This window comes from Methylophilus sp. 13 (assembly GCF_015354335.1).
Lineage (GTDB): Bacteria > Pseudomonadota > Gammaproteobacteria > Burkholderiales > Methylophilaceae > Methylophilus > Methylophilus glucosoxydans.
Genome location: NZ_JADKYR010000001.1, coordinates 283,088 through 297,254, shown reverse-complemented (window position 1 = coordinate 297,254; position 14,167 = coordinate 283,088). Strand labels below are relative to the sequence as shown.

Sequence of the window (14,167 nt, the reverse complement as noted above, 5' to 3'; positions counted from 1 at the left end):
TAGACGTATTGTTTGGATTGATCCATGAAAAAGCCGATCGCTGGTAAGCGATCGGCTAAAAATCAGTGCGATACCGGTCTGAATTAAATAAACTGGAACAGTGACAATTTAGAGGTCGAAACAAACGACTTCTGAGCGGCTTCCATAATGGTATTCTTTTTAGCCAGGTCAGACAGTGCTTGCGTGTAGTCCAGGTCTTGCAAGTCGGAAAGTACCTTAGAGTATTGCAGGGATATATCATCGCCTGTGTCATCCAGAATCTGGATTTCATTGAGTTGGCTACCAATTTGCGCTCTGGTATCAAGAATGCTGTCCAGGGATTTGTCTGTATTCTGCAGAGCAGTTGCCAGGCCATTGGTGAAGTTGGTGCGCGATGTTGCATCAGTAATCGGTGTATTGAGCAACGTAATTGCCTGTTGCATGTTGGCAAATAAATTATTGCCATTGGCATTGAACACGCTATCACCTGTAAACGTGGTCGGCATGGTCCGGTTATCGTCAATCTGCAAATTCATGCGCGAGGTCTCCCCCTGGAAAACACCCGCACTGGTAAATGCCGCCTTATCTGTAGTAAATCCTGAGTAGATAAAATTACCCATGGAGTCTTTGGCGTTGGCCAGACTGATCAGGCTATCCAGGCGGCCTTGCAACTCAGTCGCAATACTTTGGCGCTGTGAATCGTTATAGGTGGCGTTACCCGCGGCCGTCAGTGAACTCTTGATATTCAACACCAGGTCAGTCACGGACGATAAATTGGTTTCATAGTTTTCGAGCATGCTGCTGGCCGTTTTTCGCGTCTCAGCAAAAGTGTCCTTCATGCTCTTGTTATTGTTGATCTCGATAATCCTGGCAGAGGCAACCGGGTCATCCGCTGGCGAGCGGACTTTCTTGCCTGAAGAAATTTTTTCATTCAGATCATTCACGTCACTTTGTAGGCCCATGAGGCGGTTGGTGCCATTGGCATAGATCGTATTTGTACTTAATCTCATAGTGACATCCTTACTCGATGTGATTTACCCAGTTCTGAATTTATCTGCCCAGACTTAGCAGGGTATCGAACATATTACTGGCGATTTGCATCATTTTGCCTGCCGCTTGATACGCTTGCTGATAGCGTAGCAGGTTGGCAGCCTCTTCATCCAGGTTGACCCCTGATTGTGACTGCATGGCCGAGGTGGCATTATCCAGCGCAGTTTTGTCGGCCTGGTTAATGATGCTCATCTGGTTGGCTTTAATCCCCACCGCACTGGTGGTGAGGGCATAAGCCTGTGCAAAGGTTCTGTTGGTAGAGCTGGCATTTACCCTGACGAAGTTCTGATTCTGTAAATCAGCCAGTTTTAGCGCATTGGTGTTGTCGCTTTCCCCTTTAGAAGGGTTGTCGGCCAATGCCAGCTTTTCCACATCCGTTACCGCCAGGGTCAATCCGCTGGCAGCATACTGGGTAGGCTTAATCAGGTAAGAGTCGCCATTGGTCGGTGAACTGGTATTCGTGTTAATGGTGATGCCATCCTGATTGAATGGCAAGGTCACATTTGTCCAGACGTACTTATCATTTTGGCGCGTGATATTGTACTGACCATTCACATACTCCAGGGTGTAGTTACTGCTGGTCAGTTGTGAAGGGTCCGTGATCGCGACAGACGCCTGTTTGCTCTGGTCAGTATTATTACGGTTACTGATCGCGACCGGACCAGCAATATTAAACATATTCTGGCCAACGGTACCGGTCAGGTCTGTGCCCTGTTTGTGCTGGTTGTTAAACGCCGTGGCAAAGGTAATCGCCAGTTGTCCCAGCTGGTTTTGTACCGTGTCTAGCGTTTCATCCCTGAATTGCAATGCGCCGCCCAATGCGCCGCCCGTCAGAGAGCCGCTTATGGGTTTAGGCGAGCCAGAAGCACCATAACCGACTTCAAGTCGGGTGCTATCCGTGTCATTGGGTACCGCATACAGGTCTTGGGATTGATTGCCCAGTACAATCGGGATGCCATTGCCGATGGAAACGTTGTAAGTGTTATCTTGCTGTGGCAGGACTGTCGTTTTGATCTGTTCACTGATTTTTGCGACGAGCAAGTCACGCTGGTCCATCAGGTCATTGGGCGGATTACCAGTTGAACTAAACGCTTGCTTGATTTTTTCATTCAGATCCGCAATAGAGCTGGCATAGCTGTTAATGGTTGCCACACTGGTTGAAACTTGCGTATTGATATTGGAACGCATTTCATCCAGACGCGAATTGACTGCGGTAAAGCGGCTCACCAAGGATTGCGCATTGGAAATGACCGTTTGCCGGGTGGCAATATCCGAAGGGTTCGCAGCCGCTGCGCTGACAGATCTGAAAAAGTTGGTCATCACCGCGCTCACGCCGGCTTTGTCATCAGACAGCAGGCTATTGACTTCATTAATGCCTTGTAAATATACCGAGCTTGAACTTTGGTTACTGGTTGTATTAATCACTTGTTTGGCCAGCACGTCATCGTAGGAACGTACGATGGTCCCAACCTCGGCACCTTGACCAAGATAACCGTTACCAAAACTTTGTGCGGCTGCCGCCTTTTGAACAATGGACTGCCTGTTGTATCCAGGCGTGGATGCATTGGCAATGTTATGTCCCGTGGTTGCAATGCCTAGCTGAGCGACGGTCAGCGCACTTTTCCCAACGTTTAATACATTCATATGCTATAGACCTTTCGGGCAAGCGGATGGATGAACGCTTAAAAACGGTCATCAACATCACGATTAAGTTGCCTAACGGCAATGTTTTCAAATACTTTAATTTCAACTTCGCAAATGATTAATCACTTGCGTCAGTTTTTTGCCATATTGCGGATCAGTCGCATAGCCTGCACGCTGCAGCGCATGGGCATAAGCGCTGGCATCATGCGTGTTATTCATGGCTTGTTGATAGCGCGGATTTTGCGAAATCATTTTGGCGTAATCCTTGAATGCGTCACTGTAGCTGTCGTAGGCCCGAAATTTTTCCACTTTGGTTTGCTTGACGCCATTCACGTACTCGGTGGTGGTACTACTGACGACTTTGCCTTTCCAGCTGGCATCAGCCTTGATGCCGAACAGGTTATGGCTGTTGACGCCATTCTCTGTTTTAATTTCATGTTTACCCCAGCCGCTTTCCAGTGCAGCCTGGCCGATCATGAATTTGGCCGGAATGCCAGATGCGTTACTGGCTGCCTGCGCATGTGGCAGCATGCTTTGAATGAATTGCTGGGTTTTGCCAGCGACTTCACGCATCGCGGTCGCCAACGGCGCCTGGGGCAGGGTAAAGCCTTGCACATTGGCTTGTGTTTCTTCAATCAAAGGCGGCAATTCCGGGATGCCACGTGCCCAGGCGGTATCGCTGGCTGGCGCTGTGGACTGAGTATCAGCAGCTTCCCATTGTTGATACGCTTCACGGATTTTTTGTGTTGCTTGTGCCAGCACGGCTTGGGCATAGGTGGGGGCTGCGCTCTGCACCGTTGCACTGCTGACTTTGTCAGTGGCTTTATTTGCCTTGCCCGATTCGTTACCGCTTGCGGGTGTGTTGGTATCCACGGGATGTCCGTTGAGTTTACTCAATTGCCTGACCAACACATCAGTGAGCCCCAGGCCTTTCTGGCTCAAATGGGTACTCAATTGTTGATCAAGCATGCCGGTAAACATTTTGCTTTGTTCGTTATCGGCAAAGCCTTCTTGCGGGACGGTATCGCGCATGCTTTTGAGCATCATGTTCATCAAAATACCTTCAAACTGACGTGCCACTGCACGAATGGTTTCAGGCGAGTCATTTTTAGCTCGCTTGAGACTATTCAGCGCACTGCCGTCTATGGCCAGGCTATTTGGATCGACACGTGGTTGCATGAGCGCCTCCCGTTTAAATCACCTCAAGCTCGGCATTCAATGCACCGGCCGCTTTCATGGCCTGCAGAATTGCCAGCAAGTCCTGCGGCGTCGTGCCAATGGCGTTGAGTGCTTTGACCACATCTGCCAGGTTGGCCCCATTGTTGAGCTTGAGCACTTTGCCAGGCTCTTTGTTGATATTGATCTCAGACACTGCAGTAGACACCGTTTGGCCGTTAGAGAATGGGCCAGGCTGGCTGATGACCGGTGAGGTATTGATGACCACTGACAGGTTGCCATGCGAGACGGCGCAACTATCCAGTGTCACGGCCTTGTTCATGACCACGGAGCCGGTGCGTGCATTAAGAATAATTTTGGCAGGCGTTGCCGCCAGCGCGACATTAATGGTTTCGAGATTGGCCAAAAATGAGACACGGCTCATGCTTTCAGGTGGCCGAACCTGGATCACGCGGCCGCTCTCGGCTTGCGCAGTCATCGGGCCAAACTTTTTATTGATGGCTTCCACGACGTTATTGGCGGTTGAAAAGTCACTTTCTTTAAGCTCAAGCTTAACAATATCCTGACTGAGCAGGGTATTTGGCAACGCGCGTTCTACGGTCGCCCCTTCAGAAATCCGGCCCACGCTCAGATGGTTAATCTGGGCCTGGCTGCCATTGGCTGAAGCGCCGACCCCGCCGACCACCAGGTTACCCTGCGCCATGGCATAAATCTGGCCATCTGCACCTTTGAGCGGTGTCATCAGCAAGGTACCCCCCCGCAAGCTTTTGGCGTTGCCCATGGAGGAAACGGTCACATCCAGTGTTTGTCCTGGTTGCGCAAAAGGGGGCAGGGCACTGGTGACCATGACGGCGGCAATATTTTTCAGCATCAGGTTGGTCCCGGGTGGAATTGTCACACCGAGCTGGTTCATCATGCTGATGATACTTTGGACGGTAAACGGGGTTTGTACTGTCATGTCACCAGTGCCATCGAGACCGACGACCAGACCATAGCCAATTAACTGGTTGCTACGCACGCCCTGGATGTTGCTGATGTCTTTGATCCGTTCTGCGTGGGCATTATCGGTGTTGACGATGGTCACGCTGAGCAATAACAGCATGCATAACAGTTCTTTTCTGTAGTCATAAAAAGACCGTAACAGGGTGCGTGCGTTGCGGGGGCGTGTTTGTTTCATCATGTGTGCCCCTTACAACGGAATCATGCTAAGAAAGAAGCGGGAAAACATCGATAGCACTTCTGCCGCATCCATTTTGCTATTGGTGCGGTATTCGATACGCGCATCAGCCACCTTGGTAGAGACCACCTGGTTACCAATGGTAATCATGTCCGGGTTGACCACGCCAGAGAAGCGCACATACTCTGTGCCTTTGTCAAAGCCGATCTGTTTTTCGCCGCTGATCACGAGATAGCCATTGGGCAGAACATCGACCACGGTTGCCGTGACAGAGCCGCTAAAGGTGTTGCTGGCATCCGCAGTCGCCTTGTCTTTGAAGGAGAGGGCAGAGCTGGCATTGAATGAAGCTTTAGGCACGTTGTGACCAAATAAACCGGTGACGCCAGCCGTAGTTGCACCGTCTTTGGTTTGTTCATTGTCAGTGGCTTTGTTGGCGGTGGTGTTCTCTGTAATCAGCACGGTGACCATGTCGCCGACATAGCGTGGACGACGATCCTCAAACAGTGGACGGTAGGCGCCGCTGTTAAAAATAGCCCCTTCGCTGCGCGTATCCGGGCGGGCCGCTGCAACGCGCGGTGTTTCAGGCTTTTGAACAATCGTAGACGGCGTGATGGAACAGCCATTCAGTAATTGGGAGAATGCCAGACAAAGTAATAAGCTCATGATCGTTCTATTCATCATTTGAATGCCCCTCAACCAGGGATTAAAGCTGCGCTAGTTTTTGCAGCATCTGATCCGAGGTCGTGATTGCTTTGCTATTAATTTCATAGGCGCGCTGCGTCTGAATCATGCTAACCAGTTCTTCCACCACATTGACGTTGGACGTTTCAACATAGCCAGAATTCAACAGCCCCGCGCCATTAGTGCCCGGTGTGTTCACACCAGGGTTACCAGAGGCCGTGGTTTCGACATACAGGTTTTCGCCTTTGCCCTGCAAGCCAGCCGGGTTAATAAATGTTGCCAGCTGGATCTGTCCAATCTGTGTAGTGGCGGTAGAACCTGGAGTAGTGATCGAGACCACGCCATCACGGCCTATGGTCAGGCTTTGCGCGTTGGCCGGAATACTGATTGCCGGTTGTACAGGATAGCCGCTAGCGGTGACCAGCTGGCCCTGGCTGTCAACCTGGAAAGAGCCGTCACGGGTATAAGCGGTGGTGCCATCTGGCAGCAAAATCTGGAAGAAGCCTTGGCCCTGGATCGCGACATCCTTGTCGTTACCTGTTTGCTGCAAGTTGCCTTGGGTGAAAATACGCTCAGTCGCGACCGGTTTGACCCCGGTACCCAACTGCAAGCCGCTGGGTGACTGACTTTGCTGAGAAGTCTGGGCGCCGACCTGGCGCAGGTTTTGGTATAACAGGTCTTCAAATACGGCACGCGATTTTTTAAAGCCACTGGTACTGACGTTGGCCAGGTTGTTTGAAATCACGTCCATCTGCATTTGCTGTGCATCCAGACCGGTTTTGGAAATCCATAATGAGCGTATCATCGTTCACTCCTTGGGCATTGAGCCATGTTCATAGTGTCATCTTAGTCCTGGCCTTAGCCATTCAAACCAAAGAGTTGATCAGCTTTTCCGGCGTTGTTTTGGGCGTTATCAAGCATTTTCATTTGCATCTCAAACTGGCGCGCCAAGCTGATCATGTTGACCATGGTATCGACGACATTCACGTTACTACTTTCCAATGCACCACCGACCACCGTGACATTGGCATCTGCCGGTGCCGGTTGTCCATTCGAAGTCACAAACAAGCCATCTGCAGCCCGTTTCAGACTGGATTCTGGCGGGTTTGCCAGTTTGATACGGCCGATAATATTGGTTGCACCGGGCGCCGTCAGATTGTTCACGCTGGAGACCGTGCCGTCCTTGGCAATCGTCACCGAGACATCCGGTGGAATGCTGATCGGACCACCATCGCCCATCACATTCAAGCCGGATTCGGTTTGCAACTGCCCATTCTGGTTAATCTTGAGTGAACCGTTACGCGTATAGCCCTCAGAGCCATCGGCGCGCTGGACGGCAATCCAGCCTTCGCCTTGCACGGCAATGTCCAGATCACGTCCGGTTTGCTGAATGCTGCCTGCGGCATAATTGGTACCCATGGTGGCGTCAACCACAAAGGCGCGGGTTGGCAGGCCATCTCCTAAAATGGGCACCGCCCGGAAGCTGTCTATCTGCGCTTTGAAGCCTGTTGTCGTTGCGTTGGCCAGGTTGTGTGCAGTGGTAGCCTGTTGCTCCAGGATATGTTTGGCGCCGGTCATGGCGGTATAAATCAGACGGTCCATTGCGACTCCTTCAATCAGTCAACATTCAGCGTTTAACGACTCAATTAACGCATGTTCACCAGTGTTTGCAGCACCTGGTCTTGCGTTTTGATGGTTTGTGAGTTGGCCTGGTAAACACGCTGCGCCATAATCATGTTCACCAGTTCTGCAGTCAGGTCGACGTTGGAGTCTTCCACTGCAGAAGATTGCAATACCCCCAGCGTGCTGCTGCCTGGTGCGCCAATCAAGGCTTCGCCTGAATCGAACGAGGATTGCCACTGATTGCCGCCCAGCGAGCGCAAGCCGTTAGGGTTGACAAAGTTGGCCAAAACCACACGGCCCAGCGCCTGTGATTGACCATTACTGTAACGTCCCACAATAATGCCGTCGCTACCGATGCTGAAGTTGGCAATCCGGCCAGAGGTGTAGCCGTCCTGGGCTAACTTGTTCACACTGAAGCCAGAGCCATATTGCGTACTGGCGGTGTAATCCAGTTTGAGGTTGACGGCAGCTGCACCGCTTGAAGGTGTAAAGCTGACATTCAGGGCTGTAGAGTTGGCAGTATCATACGCGCCAGAGGTCGTGAATTTAATCGTGCCCGTTGCTGTATATGGATCTGAAGCATTCGCTTTCGGTGGGACCACACTGCCGTCAGCAGTGGTATATGTTTGCCAGGTGTTTGCAGCGGTTTTGACAAAGTAATTCTGCACCGTATGGCTATTGCCCAAGGCATCATACACGGTAATCGAAGTCGAGTTGGTGTAGGTAGTGGCATCAGAAGGGTTAAATGGTTTAACCGATTGATCGATGACTGGACTATCCGAGTTCAGATTGAGCTTGCCGGTGACCTGGGTGGATGTTTTTGGGGGCAGGTCGCTGGTGTTAATTTGAATATCTACTGGCGAGGAGCCTTCCAGGTTGTCAGCACTGTTGCCTCTCAGGCGTTTGCCTTCACTATTCACAATATAACCATCTTTATCCATCTCAAACTGGCCGTTACGCGTGTAGGTGACGACACCGTTCTGGCTCATAATGAAAAAGCCATTGCCATTGATAGCTACATCCAGTGTATTGTTGGTATTGGTGATGTTGCCTTGAGTGAACTCTTGCGAGACCTTGGCCAGCTTGGTACCAATCCCGATTTGTGTGGCACCCCCGCCGTTCAATGAGGCGGCATACACATCAGAAAATTTGGAGGTTGATTGCTTAAAACCCACAGTGTTGGCGTTGGCGACGTTGTTGCCAATCACAGACAATTGTTGAGAGGTGGCATTTAAACCGCTAAGACCTTGTTGAAAACTCATGCTATTTCTCCTTGCGTAAGATTACATTCTGTGGGGCTTTAGAATACTTCCAGAACATCGGCCAGTGCCACGTCCTTGCCTGTACTCAAATTCAGTCTGGACGAGCCGTTCATTTGTGAAACACTTTGCACCTGGGCCAGGCTTAATGCGGTGCTGGTTGTTTTTGCATCCCCCAGTGTTGCGGTCGTTTCAAAGGTATAAGTGCCAGTCGGTGCCGGTTGGCCGCTCGCGTCTTTTCCATCCCAGGACAGGGCATTGATGCCGGTGGCCTGCTTGCCTAGCGTCAGTGTTTGAATGACGGTGCCTGCGCCATTTTTAATGGTGACGGTCAGGTTGTCGGCTCCGTTCGGGATGTTGACACCGAACAGTGCGCCTTTTTCGCCCAGCTCCATGGTATTGCCGGCAGACAATATATTGCGGCCTATCATGCTGGTCGCCTGGTAGGACTGGCCCATCTGCACGTTGTTGATGAGGCTGGTCATGGAGTCATTCAGTTTGTTGATCCCGGTTACCGTGTTCAGTTGCGCCATCTGGCTAGTCACCTGAGCATTGTCCATCGGGTTGAGCGGGTCCTGGTTTTTCATTTGCGTCACCAGAAGCTTCATGAACCTATCTTGGGCATCATCGGTACTGGTTGTACTTGATGAGCGATTGTTCACTGTATTGAGCAAGTCTTGAGGGACCTGATTGTTAGTATTCACCGTGGTCATATGAGATTCCTTTCTGCAGGTTATTGACCAATATTGAGTGTTTTAAGCAACATGGTCTTGGCCGCATTCATGGTTTCCACGTTGTTTTGATAAGCTCGGGAGGCAGAGATCATATTCACCATCTCTTCAGTAACGTTGACGTTAGGCATGGTGATATAGCCTTCACTGTTGGCCATCGGGTGTTTGGGGTCGTAGACCACTTTGCCGGGGCGGTTATCTTCAATCACGCCGTCAACCGCAACCGTGCTGGCGTTTTGATTCGCCGCATCTTGCACGGCCTTGAACACGACCTGTTTGGCCTGATAGGGTTTGCCGTCAGAGCTGACCACGCTGTCCGCGTTGGCCAGGTTGCTGGCTACGGTATTCAGACGCATGGATTGTGCGCTCATCGCAGAGCCGGAAATCTTGAATACATTAAACAAAGACATGTCAGTACTCCTTACTCAATTACTGGCCATTGATTGCGGTCAGCATTTTTTTGATCTGTCCGGTGATCATGGTTAAGCTTGCTTCATAACGGATGCCGTTATCGACATAGGCATTACGTTCTGCATCCATGTCTACCGTATTGCCGTCTACAGAGGCTTGCGTCACCGTACGGAACAATGGATCACCCGGGCCTGCGTAGCCTTGATTCGGCTGACCTTGCATGTGGCCCGAGTCGGTTTTTTGCAAACCACCTGTCGATGTACCCGTGCTACTGGCTGGATGCATGGCGGCCTGCATGGCGGCTTTAAAGTCGATATCGCGTGCCTTGTATTGCGGTGTATCCGCATTCGCGATATTGGATGCCAACAGCTCTTGACGTTCATTGCGTACACGCAATGCCGTCTGATGAAAATTCAGTGCGGCGTCTAATTTGTTGATCATCATTGATTCCTTTCACTTGCCTGAATCTCTGGCTTTAATCTTTGGTTAGCGATTGTTGTAGCCTCGTCGCCAAAACACCTTTATTCAAAAATATCCTAAAGGTTTGCCAGACACGGCCGTTAATCCTGATAACTCGTTACCTCTTATTGCTCGAGTCACTTTTACTAGCTATGCCTAGTGTACGCCGCACGTTTATGAACAATTTCTGAATTAAATGCGGTAAATCCCCTTTATTTGAGCATTTAGCGCCAGCGGTTGTGCGTAGAATGAATGCTCATGAAACCTCGTCTGCTTACAATTTTTTGTGCGATGCTGATTGCCCTGACCGGGTTCTTCAGTCATTTATTGCACGCAGCTGACCGTACGGCGACAACCGCCACGCTGGCCAATCAGCGTGTCGCTGAGCCGGCGGTCGCAGACATGCACAGCCGCGTGTATCAAACCGCTGTGCAATATGTGCAGAGCCAGACGCAAGGTTATCCAGGCAAAGTCAATGTCGACATTCAGCCACTAGACAGCCGTGTTCGTATTGCTGCCTGCGACATGATGGAAGGATTTACCGTACCAGGCTCACGGTTGTGGGGTAAAACACATATAGGTGTACGTTGCCTGCAAGCCGAGACCAAGTTGTGGACGCTGTATGTGCAGGCAGACGTGCAAGTGTGGGCTGAATATGCAGTGACGGCAGTGCCAGTCAGTCAGGGTGCACTACTTAGCCCGAACGATGTGGTGTTGCAATCAGGGGATTTAAGCAAGCTACCGGCTGGCATTATCACGGACTTGTCCATGCTCGAAGGCAAACAAGCCGCCTTGAATATGCCGCTGGGCACGGTGTTGCGCCCAGAGCTGCTCAAGTCCAGACCTGTGATCATGCAGGGTCAGACTGTACAGTTAAATAGCCGTGGCGAAGGATTTGTGGTCAGTGCCGATGGGACTGCACTGCAAACAGCCAATGCAGGGCAGGTGGTGGATGTCAAGGTCAGTAGCGGCCAGGTGATTAAAGGGGTTGCACTGTCGAGTGGAAAAGTCGATGTAAGATATTAGGCAGACTCACCACGACAAACATGAAAAAATACTTCTCGATCAGAATCTTGAGATAAAAACTATATTAACAACTAAAGTTCGCTTAAACTATGCCGATAGAACTGTTAATCAATGAGGGTTTAGTCACCCGACAAACTCAGACATCAAGGCAGAGGGATAGCATGAATATTTCAGATTCGATCAAGAAACTTGGGATTGGTGTAGATAAACCAGTATTAGATAAAGGTACCAGCAGCAAAAGTACCGAAAAAACAAGCACATCGGCAACGCCAGCCAGCAAAGACAATGTGACATTGTCCGCGGCATCGGTGCAGATGCAGTCCATTGAAGCGGGGATCACCTCGTCAGAGGTGTTTGATACGCACAAAGTGGACGAAATTAAAAGTGCTATTGCGCGTGGAGACTTTACTGTCGACACGGGTAAAGTGGCTGACGGCTTATTGCAAACCGTTAAGGACTTGATACATTCGAAAAAAGGATGATGTTTATGACAACTGCAAATCGCAACGCTATCCCTGAGATCAGTTTTGAAGCGGATGCCAATCTGGTTGAAGCGCTCATTGAAGATTTGCAGAATGAACAAAAAGCCTTGGTCAAAGCTGACCTGGACACCATAGAACGGATTATTGATCAGCGTGTAGAGTTACTACAGGCGCTGGGTGAAGCCGCAAAACAGCGTTACGCTGCCTTGTCGGCTGCTGGCTTCGAAGCCAATGAAAAAGGCATGGCTAAATGGCTGGAGTTAGGACATGGCAAAGTGATGGATACTGCATGGATGGAGTTCCAGAAAAAACTGGCGCAGGCAAAAGAGCTTAACCGCATCAACGGCATCCTGATCAACAAGCATTTTCAACGCAACCAGGAAAAGCTGGATGCGATTCAAGGCAAAGCAACCAATGCCACACAGTTCTATGGCAAAAATGGCCAAACTCACGGTGCCCACAGCTCTCGCACCAGTTTTGCGGTATAACTCGCATTAAAATCAAACGATCACAACCGTAAATGGCAATTCATCATTGCCATTATCAAGCTTGAGCGTTGCTTACTGGCTTTCCAGCCATTCCCAACGCTCCAGTTTCTGCAAGATTAACGCTTCAATTTCATCCAGTCTCTCTTGTCGTTGCTTGACCTGCTCAGGCGCTTGCTTGTAAATGTCCCCTTGTGCAAACTGTGCCTGGATATCAGCTTGCTCTTGCTCTAATTGTTCAATTTCTGCAGGCAGCGCTTCAAGCTCACGCTGCTCCTTAAAGCTCAACTTTTTTCGGGTTGAGGTGTTGGATGGGGCGCTCGTGCTGGCGGGGGAAGGGGCTGCAGGCACCGGTTTTTCGACTGGTTTATTTGCAGCTTCGCGCTGCTGGCTAAAGCGCAGCCAGTCATCATAACCACCGCTAAATTCGGTGAGTTTGCCCTGGCCTTCAAAAGCAATGACTTGTGTCACCGTATTTTCCAGGAATGCCCGGTCATGACTCACCAGAAACAGGGTGCCCGCATAATCTTGCAGCAGGTTTTCCAGCAGTTCCAGCGTATCGATATCCAGATCGTTGGTGGGTTCGTCTAGCACCAATACATTGGCCGGACGCGCAAATAATCGGGCTAGTAACAGACGATTGCGTTCACCGCCAGACAGAGATTTGACCGGGGAGCGTGCACGTTGCGGTGCAAACAGAAAATCCTCAAGATAACCAATGACATGGGTGCGTGTTTCACCGATTTGAACATACTCCGATCCCGGACTGATCGTGTCCATCAGCGTTGCTTCCGGGTTGAGCTGTTCGCGCATCTGGTCAAAGTAGGCCACCTGGATATTCGTTCCCAGTTGCACCTTGCCCGCGCTCGGCGCCAACTCGCCCAAGAGCAGCTTAAGCAGGGTAGATTTACCGACTCCGTTCGGGCCTAGCAGTCCGATGCGGTCCCCCCGCATGATGCGGGTACTAAAGCGATTAATCAGCACTTTGTCACCAAACGCCATGCGCACTTCTTGCAGTTCTGCAATCAGCTTGCCTGAGCGCTCGCCCGCATCCAGTTGCAAGTGCACCTGACCTTGACGATCACGGCGTGCAGCGCGGTCAAGCCGCAGTTGTTCCAGTCTTCTGACGCGACCTTCATTGCGCGTGCGCCTGGCTTCAACCCCTTTGCGGATCCAGACTTCTTCCTGCGCTAGAAACTTGTCAAATTTGGCCTGGTGTTGTGCTTCTACGGTCAGCAATTCAGCCTTTTTCAGTTGGTACTGGCTATAGTTGCCTGTAAATTCGGTTAAATGACCGCGGTCAAGTTCGACAATACGGGTAGACAGGCGGTCCAGAAAGCGACGATCATGCGTAATCAGCATCACGCTGCCTTGATAGCCCAAGAGCAGCTCCTCTAGCCAGACGATTGCTTCCAGATCCAGATGGTTCGTCGGTTCATCGAGCAACAAGACATCGGGGGCTTGCACTAATGCCTGTGCCAGGGCCACGCGTTTGCGCCAGCCACCTGACAAGGTGGCAATTGGGGTGTCTGCCTGTAGCCCGAGTTTGGACAACACTGACTCAATGCGGGATTGTAGCGCCCAGCCGTTTTCAGCTTCCAGGCTGTGCTGTAATACTTGCATGCGATCGAGCAAAGCTTCAGTCTCTTGCGCCTGCGACAACTGCAGTGACAGGTCGTGATATTCTTTAAGTTGTGTCACGACATTCCCCAAGCCTTGGGCGACGGCAGTAAACACATCATGTGCTGCATCCAGCTCTGGCTCTTGCGGTACGTAGGCAATCTTGCTGCCAGGGTCGCGCCAATATTCGCCATCATCCAGTTTGATCAGCCCGGCGACCACTTTAAGCATGCTGGATTTACCGGTACCGTTACGGCCAATGATGCCGACACACTCCTTGTTATCCAGCTGAAAGTTGACTTGGTCCAGCAATGGCACATGACCAAAGGCCAGGCTGGCCTGTTTTAGTGTGATTAAAGGCATA

At 50.8% G+C, this 14,167-nt stretch carries 15 protein-coding genes; 3 read left to right on the top strand and 12 right to left on the bottom strand.

Annotated features, from left to right (window positions below; genetic code table 11):
- Positions 1-83: 83 nt before the first annotated feature.
- The 11 genes from flgL to flgB form a co-directional block, all read right to left on the bottom strand.
- On the bottom strand, positions 84-989 hold the full coding sequence (gene flgL / locus INP77_RS01415; protein WP_194746921.1) for a flagellar hook-associated protein FlgL: 906 nt from the start codon (positions 987-989) through the stop codon (positions 84-86).
- A 40-nt stretch (positions 990-1,029) separates the two neighbouring features.
- On the bottom strand, positions 1,030-2,673 hold the full coding sequence (flgK, locus tag INP77_RS01410) for a flagellar hook-associated protein FlgK (protein ID WP_194746920.1): 1,644 nt from the start codon (positions 2,671-2,673) through the stop codon (positions 1,030-1,032).
- Between the two features lie 102 nt (positions 2,674-2,775).
- Positions 2,776-3,852, bottom strand: a complete 1,077-nt coding sequence (flgJ, locus tag INP77_RS01405; RefSeq protein WP_194746919.1) for a flagellar assembly peptidoglycan hydrolase FlgJ — start codon at positions 3,850-3,852, stop codon at positions 2,776-2,778.
- 13 nt (positions 3,853-3,865) lie between these two features.
- Positions 3,866-4,951 (bottom strand): flagellar basal body P-ring protein FlgI, encoded by a 1,086-nt coding sequence (locus INP77_RS01400; RefSeq protein WP_194747497.1) that lies wholly within the window; start codon positions 4,949-4,951, stop codon positions 3,866-3,868.
- An 87-nt stretch (positions 4,952-5,038) separates the two neighbouring features.
- Entirely contained in the window at positions 5,039-5,689 is a 651-nt protein-coding gene (locus INP77_RS01395) for a flagellar basal body L-ring protein FlgH (RefSeq protein ID WP_194746918.1), read from the bottom strand.
- Positions 5,690-5,729: 40 nt separating this feature from the next.
- Positions 5,730-6,512 (bottom strand): flagellar basal-body rod protein FlgG, encoded by a 783-nt coding sequence (gene flgG, locus INP77_RS01390; protein ID WP_194746917.1) that lies wholly within the window; start codon positions 6,510-6,512, stop codon positions 5,730-5,732.
- Between the two features lie 53 nt (positions 6,513-6,565).
- Positions 6,566-7,309, bottom strand: a complete 744-nt coding sequence (gene flgF / locus INP77_RS01385; protein ID WP_194746916.1) for a flagellar basal-body rod protein FlgF — start codon at positions 7,307-7,309, stop codon at positions 6,566-6,568.
- Positions 7,310-7,353: 44 nt separating this feature from the next.
- The gene (gene flgE / locus INP77_RS01380; RefSeq protein ID WP_194746915.1) at positions 7,354-8,592 is read right to left on the bottom strand and encodes a flagellar hook protein FlgE; all 1,239 of its coding nucleotides are present in this window, start codon (positions 8,590-8,592) and stop codon (positions 7,354-7,356) included.
- Positions 8,593-8,630: 38 nt separating this feature from the next.
- Positions 8,631-9,302, bottom strand: a complete 672-nt coding sequence (locus INP77_RS01375; RefSeq protein ID WP_194746914.1) for a flagellar hook assembly protein FlgD — start codon at positions 9,300-9,302, stop codon at positions 8,631-8,633.
- A 20-nt stretch (positions 9,303-9,322) separates the two neighbouring features.
- Positions 9,323-9,730, bottom strand: coding sequence for a flagellar basal body rod protein FlgC (gene flgC / locus INP77_RS01370; RefSeq protein WP_194746913.1), 408 nt, complete (start codon positions 9,728-9,730; stop codon positions 9,323-9,325).
- A 19-nt stretch (positions 9,731-9,749) separates the two neighbouring features.
- Positions 9,750-10,172: a flagellar basal body rod protein FlgB gene (gene flgB, locus INP77_RS01365; protein WP_194746912.1), complete on the bottom strand. Its 423-nt coding sequence runs from the start codon at positions 10,170-10,172 to the stop codon at positions 9,750-9,752.
- A 276-nt stretch (positions 10,173-10,448) separates the two neighbouring features.
- On the opposite strand from flgB, the gene flgA reads away from it, so the two are divergent.
- From flgA to INP77_RS01350, 3 genes are all read left to right on the top strand, one after another.
- Positions 10,449-11,216, top strand: a complete 768-nt coding sequence (gene flgA, locus INP77_RS01360) for a flagellar basal body P-ring formation chaperone FlgA (RefSeq protein ID WP_194746911.1) — start codon at positions 10,449-10,451, stop codon at positions 11,214-11,216.
- A gap of 161 nt (positions 11,217-11,377) precedes the next feature.
- Complete coding sequence (gene flgM, locus INP77_RS01355; protein ID WP_194746910.1) at positions 11,378-11,698, top strand: flagellar biosynthesis anti-sigma factor FlgM; 321 nt, start codon at positions 11,378-11,380, stop codon at positions 11,696-11,698.
- Between the two features lie 5 nt (positions 11,699-11,703).
- Positions 11,704-12,186 carry a flagella synthesis protein FlgN gene (locus INP77_RS01350; protein WP_194746909.1) on the top strand — a complete coding sequence of 161 codons (483 nt, stop codon included), beginning with the start codon at positions 11,704-11,706 and terminating at the stop codon, positions 12,184-12,186.
- A gap of 72 nt (positions 12,187-12,258) precedes the next feature.
- Here INP77_RS01350 and INP77_RS01345 read toward each other — a convergent pair whose 3' ends face one another.
- Positions 12,259-14,166, bottom strand: coding sequence for an ATP-binding cassette domain-containing protein (locus tag INP77_RS01345; protein WP_194746908.1), 1,908 nt, complete (start codon positions 14,164-14,166; stop codon positions 12,259-12,261).
- Position 14,167: the final 1 nt, after the last annotated feature.

Excerpts from the sequence above, each read along its gene's own strand:
- flgC (WP_194746913.1), bottom strand. The coding sequence starts at position 9,730 with ATGTCTTTGTTTAATGTATTCAAGATTTCCGGCTCTGCGATGAGCGCA.
- flgG (WP_194746917.1), bottom strand. The coding sequence starts at position 6,512 with ATGATACGCTCATTATGGATTTCCAAAACCGGTCTGGATGCACAGCAA.
- flgM (WP_194746910.1), top strand. The coding sequence starts at position 11,378 with ATGAATATTTCAGATTCGATCAAGAAACTTGGGATTGGTGTAGATAAA.
- flgL (WP_194746921.1), bottom strand. The coding sequence starts at position 989 with ATGAGATTAAGTACAAATACGATCTATGCCAATGGCACCAACCGCCTC.
- INP77_RS01375 (WP_194746914.1), bottom strand. The coding sequence starts at position 9,302 with ATGACCACGGTGAATACTAACAATCAGGTCCCTCAAGACTTGCTCAAT.
- flgF (WP_194746916.1), bottom strand. The coding sequence starts at position 7,309 with ATGGACCGTCTGATTTATACCGCCATGACCGGCGCCAAACATATCCTG.
- flgA (WP_194746911.1), top strand. The coding sequence starts at position 10,449 with ATGAAACCTCGTCTGCTTACAATTTTTTGTGCGATGCTGATTGCCCTG.
- INP77_RS01350 (WP_194746909.1), top strand. The coding sequence starts at position 11,704 with ATGACAACTGCAAATCGCAACGCTATCCCTGAGATCAGTTTTGAAGCG.
- flgJ (WP_194746919.1), bottom strand. The coding sequence starts at position 3,852 with ATGCAACCACGTGTCGATCCAAATAGCCTGGCCATAGACGGCAGTGCG.
- flgE (WP_194746915.1), bottom strand. The coding sequence starts at position 8,592 with ATGAGTTTTCAACAAGGTCTTAGCGGTTTAAATGCCACCTCTCAACAA.
- INP77_RS01400 (WP_194747497.1), bottom strand. The coding sequence starts at position 4,951 with ATGCTGTTATTGCTCAGCGTGACCATCGTCAACACCGATAATGCCCAC.
- flgK (WP_194746920.1), bottom strand. The coding sequence starts at position 2,673 with ATGAATGTATTAAACGTTGGGAAAAGTGCGCTGACCGTCGCTCAGCTA.
- flgB (WP_194746912.1), bottom strand. The coding sequence starts at position 10,172 with ATGATCAACAAATTAGACGCCGCACTGAATTTTCATCAGACGGCATTG.
- INP77_RS01345 (WP_194746908.1), bottom strand. The coding sequence starts at position 14,166 with ATGCCTTTAATCACACTAAAACAGGCCAGCCTGGCCTTTGGTCATGTG.
- INP77_RS01395 (WP_194746918.1), bottom strand. The coding sequence starts at position 5,689 with ATGAGCTTATTACTTTGTCTGGCATTCTCCCAATTACTGAATGGCTGT.